This is a genomic window from Aeromonas sp. CA23, from assembly GCF_002587065.1.
Classification (GTDB): Bacteria; Pseudomonadota; Gammaproteobacteria; order Enterobacterales; family Aeromonadaceae; genus Aeromonas; species Aeromonas bestiarum.
The window spans coordinates 526,894-540,491 of record NZ_CP023818.1; the positions used below are offsets into that span (position 1 = coordinate 526,894).

Annotated in this window: 13 protein-coding genes and 1 riboswitch; of the genes, 6 read left to right on the forward strand and 7 right to left on the reverse strand. The window is 60.7% G+C overall.

Features of this window, described 5'->3' with window-relative positions; translation table 11 throughout:
- Positions 1–63: 63 nt before the first annotated feature.
- Complete coding sequence (locus CK910_RS02440; RefSeq protein WP_172955418.1) at positions 64–444, reverse strand: hypothetical protein; 381 nt, start codon at positions 442–444, stop codon at positions 64–66.
- A 99-nt stretch (positions 445–543) separates the two neighbouring features.
- Positions 544–1,080 carry a fimbrial protein gene (locus tag CK910_RS02445; RefSeq protein WP_065401982.1) on the reverse strand — a complete coding sequence of 179 codons (537 nt, stop codon included), beginning with the start codon at positions 1,078–1,080 and terminating at the stop codon, positions 544–546.
- A 1,067-nt stretch (positions 1,081–2,147) separates the two neighbouring features.
- Positions 2,148–2,234: riboswitch (cyclic di-GMP riboswitch) on the forward strand.
- A 93-nt stretch (positions 2,235–2,327) separates the two neighbouring features.
- On the opposite strand from CK910_RS02445, the gene CK910_RS02450 reads away from it, so the two are divergent.
- From CK910_RS02450 to CK910_RS02460, 3 genes are all read left to right on the forward strand, one after another.
- Positions 2,328–2,651: a fimbrial protein gene (locus tag CK910_RS02450; RefSeq protein WP_172955211.1), complete on the forward strand. Its 324-nt coding sequence runs from the start codon at positions 2,328–2,330 to the stop codon at positions 2,649–2,651.
- 479 nt (positions 2,652–3,130) lie between these two features.
- Complete coding sequence (locus tag CK910_RS02455; RefSeq protein ID WP_098980889.1) at positions 3,131–5,878, forward strand: collagenase; 2,748 nt, start codon at positions 3,131–3,133, stop codon at positions 5,876–5,878.
- A gap of 171 nt (positions 5,879–6,049) precedes the next feature.
- Positions 6,050–7,036, forward strand: a complete 987-nt coding sequence (locus CK910_RS02460; RefSeq protein WP_098980890.1) for a SanA/YdcF family protein — start codon at positions 6,050–6,052, stop codon at positions 7,034–7,036.
- Between the two features lie 72 nt (positions 7,037–7,108).
- On the opposite strand, the gene CK910_RS02465 is transcribed toward CK910_RS02460, so the two are convergent.
- Positions 7,109–7,723 (reverse strand): superoxide dismutase, encoded by a 615-nt coding sequence (locus CK910_RS02465; RefSeq protein ID WP_098980891.1) that lies wholly within the window; start codon positions 7,721–7,723, stop codon positions 7,109–7,111.
- Between the two features lie 21 nt (positions 7,724–7,744).
- A complete protein-coding gene (locus CK910_RS02470; protein ID WP_043557062.1) occupies positions 7,745–8,170 on the reverse strand; it encodes a hypothetical protein in 426 nt (141 codons plus the stop codon).
- Between the two features lie 289 nt (positions 8,171–8,459).
- Between CK910_RS02470 and CK910_RS02475 the strand changes: the two genes are divergently transcribed.
- Both CK910_RS02475 and CK910_RS02480 read left to right on the forward strand, forming a co-directional pair.
- Positions 8,460–9,371 carry a lipase family alpha/beta hydrolase gene (locus CK910_RS02475; protein WP_172955212.1) on the forward strand — a complete coding sequence of 304 codons (912 nt, stop codon included), beginning with the start codon at positions 8,460–8,462 and terminating at the stop codon, positions 9,369–9,371.
- A complete protein-coding gene (locus CK910_RS02480) occupies positions 9,368–10,126 on the forward strand; it encodes a lipase secretion chaperone (protein WP_098980893.1) in 759 nt (252 codons plus the stop codon). The genes CK910_RS02475 and CK910_RS02480 overlap by 4 nt, the downstream gene beginning before the upstream one ends.
- Before the next feature lie 145 nt (positions 10,127–10,271).
- Here the strand turns inward: CK910_RS02480 and CK910_RS02485 are convergent, their stop codons facing one another.
- The 3 genes from CK910_RS02485 to sgrR are packed head-to-tail and all read right to left on the reverse strand — an operon-like array spanning position 10,272 to position 13,205.
- Positions 10,272–10,985 (reverse strand): hypothetical protein, encoded by a 714-nt coding sequence (locus CK910_RS02485; RefSeq protein ID WP_098980894.1) that lies wholly within the window; start codon positions 10,983–10,985, stop codon positions 10,272–10,274.
- Positions 10,986–11,016: 31 nt separating this feature from the next.
- Positions 11,017–11,412 (reverse strand): acyl-CoA thioesterase, encoded by a 396-nt coding sequence (locus CK910_RS02490; RefSeq protein WP_043140443.1) that lies wholly within the window; start codon positions 11,410–11,412, stop codon positions 11,017–11,019.
- A 50-nt stretch (positions 11,413–11,462) separates the two neighbouring features.
- Positions 11,463–13,205, reverse strand: coding sequence for an HTH-type transcriptional regulator SgrR (gene sgrR, locus CK910_RS02495; RefSeq protein ID WP_172955213.1), 1,743 nt, complete (start codon positions 13,203–13,205; stop codon positions 11,463–11,465).
- Positions 13,206–13,305: 100 nt separating this feature from the next.
- Here sgrR and CK910_RS02500 point away from each other — a divergent pair, with 100 nt between their 5' ends.
- Positions 13,306–13,482 carry a hypothetical protein gene (locus tag CK910_RS02500; RefSeq protein WP_098980896.1) on the forward strand — a complete coding sequence of 59 codons (177 nt, stop codon included), beginning with the start codon at positions 13,306–13,308 and terminating at the stop codon, positions 13,480–13,482.
- The last annotated feature ends 116 nt before the right edge of the window (positions 13,483–13,598 follow it).

Here is a 13,598-nt window from a genome sequence, read left to right on the forward strand (position 1 = left end):
TACTCTAGGGATGGCATAACGGTCTCACATTAATGAGGTATCTACACTAAGCAATGGACTTGCTTACATATAATCGAGCTCAAACAGCGTCGTTCTATCTGAAACAAACAGCTGGTTGCCGTTTATTTTAAAATTGAATTCCAGATCGCTGTTGACAATATCCGAGACAATAAAGCGTTCGCCGGATACCTTGTAATATTGGCCATTGCTGATGATGCTCAATTCATCGCTCATGGCACTGTGCACGGACATGGCAATAAAAGGCAGTGATGTGCCTTCAGCCTGACACCCGCTGATTTTCAGCGTGCCCTGGTGTTGTTCTTGCTGGGGGATGCTGTGCAAAATATCCAGAGTACACCCAGATTCAGCCAGGCCATCCGTGATCTCATTGGCAAGAACAGGCCCCGCCATCATCACCATCTGCAGCACTACCGGCACCATCATTGAAGTTTTCATGATCAAGGTTCGATACGAGGAAACAGAATGTGTGAGGTTGTGGTGGTTCGCACCACCACAACCCTTGTCACACGTTAAGGCAGCCAATTACTCGTAGGAGAGAGTAAAGTTGGTCACTGCAGTGAAAGCGCCGGCCTGCAGCGGGTTGGCGGTCTGATCGGAATAACCTTTCAGCACGGCGCTGAAGGGCAGCTCGTTGTCACCGTTTACCAGGTTGAAGGCTGCAGTCGGGGTACCCAGCACGATGGCAGAACCACCCGGCGCACTCATCTTGATACCAGCACCGGCAGCTTGACCACCACCGATCACCAGCAGGCCATCATGCTCGGAGGCACCGCTGAAGGTCACCTTGACGGCATCTTCCTTGTCGGAGATTTCGCAGTTCAGCAGCTTGATGCTGAACGGCTTGGAGTTGGACTCACCACCATTGACCAGCTCTTTGGTGCTGACCTGGCCCATCTCTACAACCTGATCAACAGACTCGGGAGCAACGGAGCAAGGAGCGTTGATGATTTCACCGTTGAAGGTGACTTTGCCTGAACCAGCACCACCGGCAGCAACGGCGGAGCCGCACAGCAGAATGGAACCAACACCCATAGCAACCAAGATTTTATTAGCGTTCATTCGTATATACCTACATTAACGTGTGTTGTTATGCGGCATCATCTGGATCAAGCTGGAGTCATGATTTTCGATGATGCCGCGATATTATTGCTCAGCAACTGTCAGCAGACCGACGCCTCATTAATGAGATATGGCCACTGGTGCAATTATCTGTGCATATCAAACAAGCAAAGGTGTTTGCAGTATTAGAGGCAGTTCCCGCCACCTCCCATTTGCACGACTACATACATCCATGTCATCTGCACAAAAAACCGAATTCAACTTTTGCTTGGTGGATAAATTAACGACACGTTTGATGCACATCAAATACATTTTGATTTTTATAAATTCCTTTATAAACACTTTAAAATCATAAACTTACAATCGCACATGACATTTCAAAACAATGAGAGACAATTAACCACTATATATATCACTCGACTGACAATAGTGAGTTTCACAACCCACTCACATCACAAACCAAATTAACAAAAAACCAACATCAACCACTAAAAACAAACGCCACTGACCAAGCAAATCGCCACCCTCATCTTTGCCAAGTAATCATCAGGTAATCAGGTAATCAGGTAATCAGGTAATCAGGTAATCAGGTAATCAGGTAATCAGGTAATCAGGTAATCAGGTAATCAGGTAATCAGGTAATCAGGTAATCAGGTAATCAGGTAATCAGGTAATCAGGTAATCAGGTAATCAGGTAATCAGGTAATCAGGTAATCAGGTAATCAGGTAATCAGGTAATCAGGTAATCAGGTAATCAGGTAATCAGGTAATCAGGTAATCAGGTAATCATAATGACAGCCCATGGCATACAAGCAGTAAATGGCCGCTGTTCCGTGCCTGGGATGAATAACCTGCTTATTAAAGTCCGACATGGCTCAATAAATGAGGGGGTTTTCACTGTCGCGCTGTGTTATGACGATAATGTTGACACTCAACAACGCCATTCCCGCAGTAGGTCAGCAATATATATCCCACGTAGACATTTATTATTCCTGCTATCTGTGACCCATATCTCATGCTTTTTTATGCTGATTGATTTCTCAAAGTAGGGTGTTATCATCTAAACATAGAGTAAAGGGCAAACCGGTCGAAAGGTCGGGACGCAAAGCCACCGGTCTAAGGGTTTAAATACCTAAGACAGCGGAGCTGCCATCTGAGAAGAGCGATGTCATCAGTTGTATCTGTGTCATTCTCTTTGATTGCGTTGCCCTTTTCGTACAACGACATGTGACGAAAAGGACATAAAAATGAACACTTCCACCGCTTCCGTTCGCAACAGCACCATCCGTTTTGCCTCTTCTGCCGCCGCAGCCATGCTGTTGGGCGTCGCCCTGTTGCCGGCAACAGCCTCTGCCTACGATGGCAGCGTGACCTTCACCGGAACCATCTACGAAGCCCCCTGCGACTTCGCTGACAACAGCGTGACCTGCTATTCGGGCACCCAGCGCCAGACCCTGGATCTGGCCAGCCTGCAGCAAGCCGGCAGCCTCAATACCATCAGCAGCACCATGCAGTACAAGCTGTCTGCCGGCAGCAACAAGATGGCCATAGTGACCGTCAGCTACCTCTGATCGAGTTAGCCATCCCATCTGCCCGGGGTTGTTCATTGCCTCGGGCCGACTTGCTCGCCTCCCCTTAGCAAGTAGAGCCCACGCCGAACACAGCGCTTGTTTAGCATCCAACCGTCGCCCTCTAGCGGCACCAGCCCCTCTCGCATTTCCTCTCTTGCAAAGTCCTCTCAGGATCCGGTTCACCACACAGCCATAGCGTCGCTCGGTTTTCCACTCCATCGCCTCCTTCGTACTGTCGCAACAACACACTGCCAACGCATCTCAAACGAGACCTTGATCACACTTGTCAGCCGAAGGCTGAGATACCCCCCAGATGGCAGATGAGTCCTTGCTATCAGCTGAGCCCCCAATGGCACTCACTTTGTTTTGATTCAATCTAAATAAATGATTTATATGGCCTGACTGGTGAGTTGATACCCCTTTGGAACTGAGTACATTGCCCGCGATAACCACGCAGACTCTCATCCAAAGGGATAAAAATGAACAATCTGGGAACAAGGTTGCTGCTGCTGGCAGCACCGGGCCTGCTCGCCACCTCGGCGCTGGCCAACTACTCCCCCGCCGACTGGCAACAGTACCGGCTGAACGGTGAATCCAGCCGCCAGCTGAGCGATCGCGTCACCGAAGTCACCTACGAGCTCAGCGCCCGCGATGACGATGCCCCCTATCAGCAACTGCGGGTCTACCGCCGCTTCGACTGGAGCGATGCCAATCTGACCGCGCAGGCAGAACAGCTGTGCGGCGAGCCGCAGCTCAAGATCGAGCAGGGCTGGCAGATCCGCTACCTCAGCTGCGAGCAGGTGGTGCCGGCAGGCAAGGCCATCCCGGCCAGCAGCTATGACTTTGGCTACGGCCTGAAACAGGGCCGCTGGGAACCGCTGACGGGCACCCCGACCGCCCCGCGTCAGGATCGTCTGCCGCTGGCGGAGCGCATCATACTGGGTCACAGCGAGCAGGAGCTGGATCGCTGCGAGCTCAATGCCCAGGGGCGCTGCGCCGAACAGGTTTGGCAATACCAGCCGCAAAACTGGCAACAGCTGAGCGTGCTGGAAGAGACTCCCAATGAGCGGGACGGCCGCCTCGAGCAGATCTTCTTCCGCCTGCAACCCGTGGCGGGCAGTCAGGCCGCCAGCCAGGTGAGCGAGATCCACGTCTGGCGCCAGTACAGCTGGCAGCTGGACGAGACCAAGACACAGCAGGAGTGCGATGAGCCCCAGACCCGCCAGGAAGGGGACAAGACCATCAGCTACCGGGTTTGCCGCCAGACCCTGCCCGCCGGCAGCGAGGTACAGGTAGTACTGAAAGACACCGGCTATCAATACCCGGTTGGTGGCAGCGAATGGCAGACACTGCCGGAAACCGACGAGTGGCAGGAGAGTCGGGTGCTCAATCGCCCCATAGTGCTGGCCAGCAAGGAGGAGCAGCTCGACTGCCGCCGCGCCGATGGCCGCGCCTGCTCCGAGCCGGAACAGCCAGGCACGGATCTGCTGGATGCCGATGCCGCCAGGATAGTGCAGGATGCCAGCGGCCAGCCCGCCCCCGTCTGGCAGGAGAACTATGGCCACGATGACACCAAGCTGCTGGCCGTGTCCCGCGGTATCCAGAGCCTGCTGGCGGCCAATCAGCCCGCTCATCCGGCCATGAAGCTGTTGCTGGAATACGTGCGCGCCCACAACTATCACAACTATGGCAAACACAAGGAAGACGGCCCGGCCGCCGCCGAGGCACTGGCCGAGGCGCTGACCGCGCTCGGCGCCCATCCGCTGCTCTACCCGGAGCAGGCCAGCGATGAAGTGGGAGCCGTCATGGGCGCCTGGAGCATAGCCCTGCATGGCCAGTTCAAGAGCCCGGCGGTGCAGAGCCGGTTTGGCACCTTGCTCGGCCAGTTCAACCAGATGCTGGCCTACAGCACCCGGCATGCTAGCGAGATCAATGGTCAGCATGCCTGGGCAACCGGTCTGTTCGATCTGCTCAACTTCCTCGACTTCGCCAGCGACCATAGCGACGCCTTCGCCGCCGATTTCCGCCAGCAGGATGGCGAGCTGCGCAAACAGCTGCACGCCCTCGGCATGAGCGAGCTGTCGCTGTGGCAAGGACGGGATGGCAAGGATCTGTTCCTGCTCAACAACGTGCTGGATGCCTATACCCGCCTCTACCGGGTCGCCCGTTATACCCGTCCCGACGAGAGCGAAGGCTATCGCAAGCTGCTGGATGGCTCAGTCATCGAGCTCATCCGTCATCACGGCCTGATCCCCGGCGGTCAACAGAGTCAGGATCTGCTGGAAGACATGTCACTGACCCTCTCCACCTACTACCTGACCTACACGGATCGCACCAGCGAGGCCTGCATCAGCGGTGACTTTGCCGGACTCTGCACCCCGATCCGAATGGAAGACGTGCTGCCGTTCGAGCACACCTGCTCGCCGACCCTGCGCCTGCGGGCCCAGGAGCTGAGCCAGGATCAGGCCGACGGCATCTGCCGCGAGCTGGGCGCCGAGGAGCAGCAGTTCCATCAGCAGATGGAAACAGGCTGGCAGCCGGTGAGTGATGACAACAACGAGGCGCTGGAGCTGGTGATCTTCAACTCCTCCGCCGATTGGAAGCGCTACGGCAGCGCCCTGTTTGGTGGCGTCTCCACCGACAACGGCGGCATCTACATCGAAGGGGATCCGGCGCGTCCCGGCAACCAGGCCCGCTTCTTCGCCTATGAGGCGGAGTGGAAACGCCCGGCCTTCCAGGTGTGGAACCTGCGCCACGAGTACGTGCACTACCTGGATGGTCGCTTCAACCAGTACGGCAGCTTCGGTCACTACCCGCTCAACCGCACCACCTGGTGGTCGGAAGGGCTGGCGGAGTTCATCGCCCACGGTCAGTGCTTCGCCCGTGGCATGGACAACGTCTCGGGTCGCCCGGCGGCCGAGCGACCGAGCCTGGCCGACATACTGCACCTGGATTACGACAAGGGTGGCGAGATGGTCTACTCCTGGTCCTATACGGTGCATCGCTTCCTGAACGAGACCGGCCGCGGCGCCAGCTGGCTGGCCATGGCCCAGGCCCTGCGCAACCCGGATCAGCAGCAGGCGATGAGCGCCTTCGAAGCCGAGCTGGATCAGCTGATCGCCAATGACAGCGAGGCCTACCAGAGCTGGCTGAGCCGCGATCTGCTGCCCTGGTGGGAAGCCAACAAGGAGTCTGACGAGTGCAAGGCGAACGACTCCTCCCACTGAGGATGAGACGCTAGCGACAAGGGGCAGCCACGGCTGCCCCTTGTTTTTATACGAAAGGTTTTTATCGGTGCTGGATCAAGCGGTTAGCCAGCCACAGTATGCGACAGCCTTTGCCCGAGTGACGCCATCGGCCGCTATCAAGCCTGACGCGCAGCGGCAACTTGTAATAGAATGACCCTCTGTCACCTCTTACTTCAGACCCGAACCGCACCGCGCATGAAGAAGTTTGCCAAGATCCTCCTCGCCTGCTTTTGCCTGTTGCTGGCATCTGCCGCCATGCTGCTGGGCTACAGCGAGTGGACCGTCTCGGACGCCCGTCATTACACCTATGACGACGTCGATGCAGTCCCCTACAACCGGGTCGCCTTGGTGCTGGGCACCTCCAAGTACCTGATCGGGGGCAGTCCGAACCACTACTTCAAGTACAGGATCAAGGCCGCCGCCGAGCTCTACAACAACGGCAAGGTGGACTACATACTGGTATCCGGTGACAACGCGACCGTGCAATACAACGAGCCGCGCCAGATGCGGCGGGCCCTGATCCAGGCCGGCATCCCGGCCAAGGCCATCTACAGCGACTACGCCGGCTTTCGTACCCTGGACTCCATAGTCCGCGCCAAGGAGGTGTTTGGTCAGGCCCACTTCACCGTGGTGTCGCAGGCCTTTCACAACGAACGCGCCATCTTCATCGCCCGCCACTTCGGCATCGAGGCCGTCGGCTTCAACGCCAAGGATCCCAGCGCCTATCAGGGCATCAAGACCCGGGTACGCGAGGTATTCGCCCGCCTGATGGGGCTGCTCGATCTCTACGTACTGGACAAGGGGCCCAAGTTCCTCGGCGAGCCCATCGTCATCGGTGGCCCCACCCCTTGTCAGGCCCTGAGCACCATAGGCGCAAGTCAGCCCTGCCTGCCCATCCCGCCCGTGACCCACAAGCCGCCGGTTGCGCCTGCCGCCAGCCCGGCCACGGCGACCAGTGCAGCCACCGCCACTGACGCCGCGCTCACCACCAGTTCCGCCATATCGACCAGCGCGGCCACCGCAAGCAAGGAGGCGGATACAGCCAAAGCGGCCAGCGCTGCCGCCGCAACCAGCGCGGCACTCTCGACCAGCCCGGCCGTGGCAGCCAGTGGTGCGGCCCCCGCTTCGACCCCCTGACAAGAGAGAAACAAGAGACCCGCCATCAGGCGGGTCTCTTTCATTTGGCAGAGTGCACTATCCTGCCGGCGGTCATGCCAACGCGGCACGATAGCGGCGTTCCACCTCGTCCCAGTCGATCACCTTGTAAAACGCGGCTATGTAGTCGGGTCGCTTGTTCTGGTACTTGAGGTAATAGGCGTGCTCCCATACGTCCAGCCCCAGTATGGGCACCTGGCCCTGCATCAGGGGGCTGTCCTGGTTGGCGCTGCTCTCCACCCGCAATCTTCCCTCCTTGTCCACCACCAGCCAGGCCCAGCCGCTGCCAAACCGGCTCAGCGCCGCCTGGGTAAAGGCCTGCCTGAAGGCATCCAGTCCGCCCAGATCCCGATTGATCGCCTCGGCCAGCTCGCCGCCCGGTTCACCGCCCCCTTGCGGGCTCATCACCTGCCAGAACAGGCTGTGGTTGGCGTGGCCGCCGCCGTGATTGCGCACCGCCCCCTGCACGTGCGCCGGCAGGCTGTCGAAGCGGGCAAGCAGCGCATCCACCGGCAGGGTCGCCAGCTCGGGGAGCTCGGCCAGGGCCGCGTTGAGATTGGTGATATAGGTCTGATGGTGACGGCTGTGATGGATCTCCATGGTCAGCGCGTCCAGGTGGGGTTCCAGCGCATCGTAGCCGTAGGCAAGGGCTGGCAGGGTATGGCTCATGATCACCTCTTTTTATTGTGATTAATGCAGTTGATGGGCTGGCTCTGTCTGACACAGACACTGGCCGAGACAGCGCTGAATTGCATCCTGGGTGCCGTGCTTGCGCACGAAGGCGAGCAGCTCGGTGCGGGTGCTGCGGGTGTGGCGCAGGGCGGCATCCCGCAAGGGGACAGGGCTGGCGGGAGACTGGCTGGTAGCGAGCAGGCAGTCGTGGATATGGCACAGCAGATCGGCGGCACGCTCCGGCAGCGCCATGGCCACCAGCAGATCCGCCAGATTGTGGTGAGCCACCACCAGGGCGGCCACCGCCTCGTCCGCATCATGCCAGCAGGCGAACTGCTGGCGCGCCAGCCACAACGCCTGCTGGTAATAGGAGAGCGCCTTGGCGTGCTCGCCGGCATCGAAGTGGCGATTGCCACTCAGGGTCTGCACTTTCCAGTGCACCATGCTGCTGTCCGCGTCGCTCGAACCGACCCATCCCTTCACCCAGGTTCCCGTCATGATCCTGACCACTCAAATGATAATAATTATTATTTAACTTATGTAAGTGCCGAACACAAGGGATACTTGTGCCAGCACCGCCAACAGCCCTGCCCATATGGGTAGGGCTTTTTTGAATCTGTCCGTTTGGTGATCATTTGCACAGATGCAAACGTCCCGCTCCGTCATGCTGGTCGGTACTGGCATGAGGCCGGTGGTTGCCGCTGTGGCAACCTTATTCACAAGGATGGACAAGATGAAAAGATGGCTATTGGTGCTGCTGTGCGCCCTGCCCATGCTGGGCCAGGCGGCAGGTTATACCCAGACCCGCTACCCCATAGTGCTGGTGCACGGGCTGTTCGGCTTCGACAGGTTGCTCGGGGTCGATTACTTCTACGGGATCCCCCAGGCGCTGACCCGGGATGGCGCCCGGGTCTACGTGGCGCAGGTCTCCGCCACCGAGAGCTCGGAGCTGCGCGGTGAGCAGTTGCTCAAGCAGGTACAGCAGGTGCTCGCCATCACGGGGGCCGACAAGGTCAACCTCATCGGCCACTCCCACGGCGGCCCCACCATACGCTACGTCGCCTCGGTCGCCCCCGAGCTGGTCGCCTCCGCCACCAGCGTGGGCGGGGTCAACTATGGCTCGGAGATCGCCGATCTGGTGCGCGCCAACGTGGCACCTGGCTCGGTGGCCGAGAAGCTGGCGGTGGCCGCCGCCTCGGCACTGTCCGGCGTCATCTCGCTGCTCTCCGGCGGCAGCCAGCTGCCGCAGGATCCCCTCGCCGCCCTCGATGCCCTGACCAGTTCGGGAGCCCAGCGCTTCAACCAGCGCTACCCAGAGGGATTGCCCGGCCAATATTGCGGTGACGGGCCGCTGCAGGCCGCCAACGGGGTCTACTACTTCTCCTGGAGCGGGCGCGGCAACATGACCAACATACTGGATCCGGTGGATCCCGCGCTGGCCCTCACCGGCACCTTCTTCAGCGAACCCAACGACGGTCTGGTCGGGGTGTGCAGCAGCCACCTCGGCAAGGTGATCGGCACCGGCTACCGGATGAACCATCTGGACGAGGTGAACCAGTCGTTCGGCATCCACCACCTGTTTGAAACCGATCCTGTCACCCTCTATCGCCAGCATGCCAATCGCTTGCAGGGGCTGGGGCTATGAAAAGATCCCTGCGGATCGCCGTGCCTCTGGGGTCGGCCCTGCTGCTGGGGGCCGTCCTGTTCTGGCCCGACTCGCCGCCAGATCTGACGGCAGCCCCCGAACAGGGGGCCCTGCGCCATCAGCTGGCCCAGCGTCTGGAACAGGGAGAAACGAACGCGGAGGATGAACTGCTGGCCCGCTACCAGAGCTTTCTGGCGGCGGAGGGCAGCCTGACGGTGCCGGCGGATCCGGGCCTCGCCAGTCTGCAGGTGTTGTTTGACGAGCGCGAGCAGCTGCGCCAGCAGAGCTTCACCCCGGCCGAGCAGGAGCAGCTGTTTGCCGAGGACAGGTTGATGGAGCAGTGGACCCTGCGCCGCAAGGCGCTGGCAGAAACGAGCGAGGCCGACAAAAAGATGCTGGCCGATGAGCTCGAACTCTGGCTGGCGGAACAACCCCAGTGGTTCAGGGAGGCCGAGGCCAACAGCCGCCTGCTCGGCGATCTGCAGGCGCTGGAGCCACTGGCGCCCGCAGAGCGCGACGCCGTGCTGCTGGAGAGGCTGGGGCCTGAGGCGGTGGATCGGCTGCATCAGCTGGAGCAGAGCCAACAAGGGTTCGAGCGACAGCTGGCGGGCTATCTGGCCGAACTCAAGCCCCTGCCCACCCAGGATCGGGCCGAGCAGCAGCAGGAGATACTGGCGCGCTGGTTTCCCGCCGAGCAATGGCGGCGGGTGGAGGCTCTTACCCGGCTCAAGCTGGGCGAGTCGTCGCCGCAATGAAAAGGGGGCCCACATCTGGGCCCCTCGCTTTGCTGCAACCATGCTTATTGCGGCTTGTTGGCCCCCGGCAGCGGCTGCCAGGAGGGGATAGACCACAACGACAAGGGGGCCCCGACGGCCCCCTTGTTTCATGCTGCAACCGCGATCATTGCGGCTTGTTGGCTCCCGGCAGCGGCTGCCAGGTGAGGCGGGTCACTTGCGTGCCCTGCACCTCGCACTTGAGGCAGAGATCCTGCCACCCCTTGTCCTGACGCAGGGACACTTCCCCCTCCACGCCCTGTTCGGCAATCTTCAGCTTCGCCTGCTCGAAGATCACCTTGTCCCCTCTGGCGAGATCCATCAGCTTGCCATTGCAGAGCCAGTGGGCGAGATCCGCCCCCTTCAGCTTGACGCCCCCCTTGGCCGCCTTCTGCTCGGCCGGGCTCTGGGCAAACAGTGTGGCCAGCTCGGCGGCCCGCTTGGTGAGCCAGGCTTCGCGCTGCTGCATGCTCATTTTGCTGACGAACTCGGCCGGCTGGCCCTTGTCGTCCAGCCACTGGGTGAGCGTCCCCTTGTCATCGAAGGCAAACTGGGCCGCAGGCTCCTTCACCCCGAACAGCTTGCCGCCCTTGAAGTAGTAGCGGCTCTCCCCTTCCAGTTTGCCCTGCTCGTTCATGATGGGCACGGCTATGATGACGGGGGAACCATCGATCCAGGCCTTGATGTCGACGCCATCGTGGCTGAACAGGCGAGTGTCGAGGGCGCTCTCGGCCCCCCGCTCCATCAGGGTGAACTGCTCTGCGAGGGAAGCAGCCACGGAAGGGAGGGAACAGAGCCCCAGCCCCAAGCCGAGGCTCAGGGCGATCACGGTATTGCGCATAAGTGTCCTGTGATTGGCCGAAAGGCCAAGGTTAACTCTCTATCAACCAGGCCCGCAGCCCCTCCCTGTGCTTGTCGCTCAGGGGCAGGGACTGGCGGGTCTGGTAGTCAAAATGGATCAGGGTCGTCTCGGCGGTCACCGCCAGCTCGCCGCCCTGCCAGGCTTCCTGCCAGAGCGTGAAGGAGCTGGAGCCGATGCGACGCACCCCGGTTTTGATCGATACCTGCTGGCCATAAAACAGCTCCCGTTTGAACTGCACCGTATAGCCCGCGATGATCAGGTGCCAGTTGTGCACATCCAGCTCGGGGGAGAAGATGCGAAACAGGGGATCCCGGGCCGCTTCGAACCAGACCGCCGGCACCGTATTGTTGATGTGGCCGAGGGCATCAGTCTCTTGAAAACGGGGTTGGATCTGCATTTCCAGCATGAATATCGACTCCTTGTCGTTGGACCGCGCTCAGGCTAACGCGGCCCGCGTCAGGACTCAAGCTCCCCTGTCTCGGGGCGGGAGCTGCCGCCCGCTTTACCCGCCTCGCTCCCGGCCAGCTCCGGCCTCAGCCAGGCACTGCGAAAATCGAACCAGCCGAGCGCCGTCATGCGCACTCCGTGCACGCCGACCCGGCTCTCCAGTTCCAGCCAGTGGTGGAACAGGGGCACGAACCAGCCCTGTTGCTGCACCCGGGCCAGCAGGGCGCGCGGGCCCGGCTCTTCACCGCTGGCACGCCACTGCGTCAGACCCTGCCACAGGGGCCGCTGGCTTGCCCACACCTGACGCAGCAGCGGCGTGCCCAGCAGCCAGGCATAGGGGGCGAAGGCGTGCTCGTGCTCCAGGTTGAGGGTGCCGAGCCAGAGATCCACGTCTTCATCCGCCCCGCTCACCCAGCGGCCGTAATCCAGGGTGCGCACCTCCAGCCGTATGCCTTGCTCCACCAGCAGGCTGCTCATGGCCCCGGCGCACTCGTTGAACTCCAGATGCTGGTTGAAACAGGCCAGCACCAGTGTCGTCGGCAACTGCGCCGGCTTTGGCAACGGCGCGGGCAAGGCCTCGCGCCAGTGGGGCAAGAGGCCCAGCGCGCTGGTCCAGCCCCGCTGCAACTCGGGGGCGACCCGCGCCATCAGGGCTATGGGATTGAGCAGGTGGGCCAGCCACTGGCGCAGGGCGGGATCCTGCAAGGATCCGGATCTGTCGTCCTGCAACAGGAAGTAGCAGCCCGACTCCAGCTCGGACTCGCCGCGCATGGTGCCGAGCTCGGGACTGTCGCGTCCCAGCTGCAGGTGGCTCTCCAGCCGATCCGCCAGCTCAGGCAGCATCCAGATGTCGATCTCGTCGAGCAGGGCGCGCAGGCCGAAGTAGTCGTCGAAGGCTGCCAGACAGAGGTGCAGGGGATCGTTGGTGGTCACCCGGTAGGGGCCAGTGCCGACCGGCTGCAGGGCAAAACCCGCCTCCCCCTTGAGTTCACGCGGCAAAATGGCGGCCACCGGCTCGGCCAGCAGATGGGGCAGCAGGGGATCCGGACTGTCGAGATACATATCCAGGGTGCGCGGCCAATGGCTCTCCAGCCGGGCAAGATGGGCGAACAGCGGACGATCGCGCAAGGCCAGCAGGCTCTCCATCACGTCCTCCACTCCCAGCTCGCGGCCATGGTGAAAACGCACGGCCGGCCTCAGATAGAAGCGCCAGTGACAGGGGGCTAGGCATTCCCAGTGGTGGGCGAGATCCCCCTCGATTTCCCCATTTTCCTCATTTCGTCGGGTCAGGCCGTTGAAGATCTGCCGGCTCAGGTGAATTTCGGAGCGACGCAGCGGATCCGTGGGCAACAGCTGGGGCAGCGGACGATAGTAGGGCACCCGCAGGATCTGGCGCCCCTCCCGGGTGGCCTGGCCGAGCTGCTCGATCAGCAGCGGTGTGAGCAGATCCAACCGCCCCTCCGCCAGCCGTACCGCCTGCGCCAGCTGGCCCTGACTCAGCAGCTCCCGCAGCCGGCGCCGGGTCAGGCTCTCCTGGCTGTCGAGCAGCACCAGCCGGGAGCGCCGCCCCCGTCCTGCTTCGGCCGACCAGCTGAGCCAGCCTTGATCCTGCATGCGGCGCAGCAGCAGGCGCGCGTTGCGCGGGGTGCAGCAGAGCAGATCCGCCACCTCGGCGAGGCTTGTCTCCTGCTCATCGCAGCCAAGCTGCTGGGCGAGTCGTTGAAACTGCTGGTAGAGGCGACCGGTCGGCATAAAAGAGGAAATCCTGTTGCTGTAAGTCATCAGTTTTTACTTCCGCATTTTAGCTCAATACTGCTGGCGAACGTGAGAACCACAGCACAGGAGCACCATGATGAACCAAGCCAACCCCCTCAAACCGAACCGGATCCAGCAGACCCTGCGTCGTTACTTCAAGCGGATCCTGCCCAGGCCGCTGACCCTGATCGAGGATCCCATGAGCCAGCTCAACCGCCTGATGCAGTGGGACATGCACCAGATAGACGATCGGGAGTATCGTCGCCGTCTCTGAGTGCCATCCCCGCACGGAGCGCTCAAGGGAGACGCATATCGTCAGCGGGCGCAATTGCTTTGCCGGATTGGGTGGTTTACATCAGCGCTGGGCCTGATAGATTGGACGTCTATCCA

Coding starts and splice junctions, on each gene's coding strand:
- CK910_RS02475 (WP_172955212.1), top strand. CDS start 8,460: ATGAAAAGATGGCTATTGGTGCTGCTGTGCGCCCTGCCCATGCTGGGC.
- sgrR (WP_172955213.1), bottom strand. CDS start 13,205: ATGCCGACCGGTCGCCTCTACCAGCAGTTTCAACGACTCGCCCAGCAG.
- CK910_RS02470 (WP_043557062.1), bottom strand. CDS start 8,170: ATGGTGCACTGGAAAGTGCAGACCCTGAGTGGCAATCGCCACTTCGAT.
- CK910_RS02490 (WP_043140443.1), bottom strand. CDS start 11,412: ATGCTGGAAATGCAGATCCAACCCCGTTTTCAAGAGACTGATGCCCTC.
- CK910_RS02455 (WP_098980889.1), top strand. CDS start 3,131: ATGAACAATCTGGGAACAAGGTTGCTGCTGCTGGCAGCACCGGGCCTG.
- CK910_RS02460 (WP_098980890.1), top strand. CDS start 6,050: ATGACCCTCTGTCACCTCTTACTTCAGACCCGAACCGCACCGCGCATG.
- CK910_RS02480 (WP_098980893.1), top strand. CDS start 9,368: ATGAAAAGATCCCTGCGGATCGCCGTGCCTCTGGGGTCGGCCCTGCTG.
- CK910_RS02485 (WP_098980894.1), bottom strand. CDS start 10,985: ATGCGCAATACCGTGATCGCCCTGAGCCTCGGCTTGGGGCTGGGGCTC.
- CK910_RS02440 (WP_172955418.1), bottom strand. CDS start 444: ATGATGGTGCCGGTAGTGCTGCAGATGGTGATGATGGCGGGGCCTGTT.
- CK910_RS02450 (WP_172955211.1), top strand. CDS start 2,328: ATGAACACTTCCACCGCTTCCGTTCGCAACAGCACCATCCGTTTTGCC.
- CK910_RS02465 (WP_098980891.1), bottom strand. CDS start 7,723: ATGAGCCATACCCTGCCAGCCCTTGCCTACGGCTACGATGCGCTGGAA.
- CK910_RS02500 (WP_098980896.1), top strand. CDS start 13,306: ATGAACCAAGCCAACCCCCTCAAACCGAACCGGATCCAGCAGACCCTG.
- CK910_RS02445 (WP_065401982.1), bottom strand. CDS start 1,080: ATGAACGCTAATAAAATCTTGGTTGCTATGGGTGTTGGTTCCATTCTG.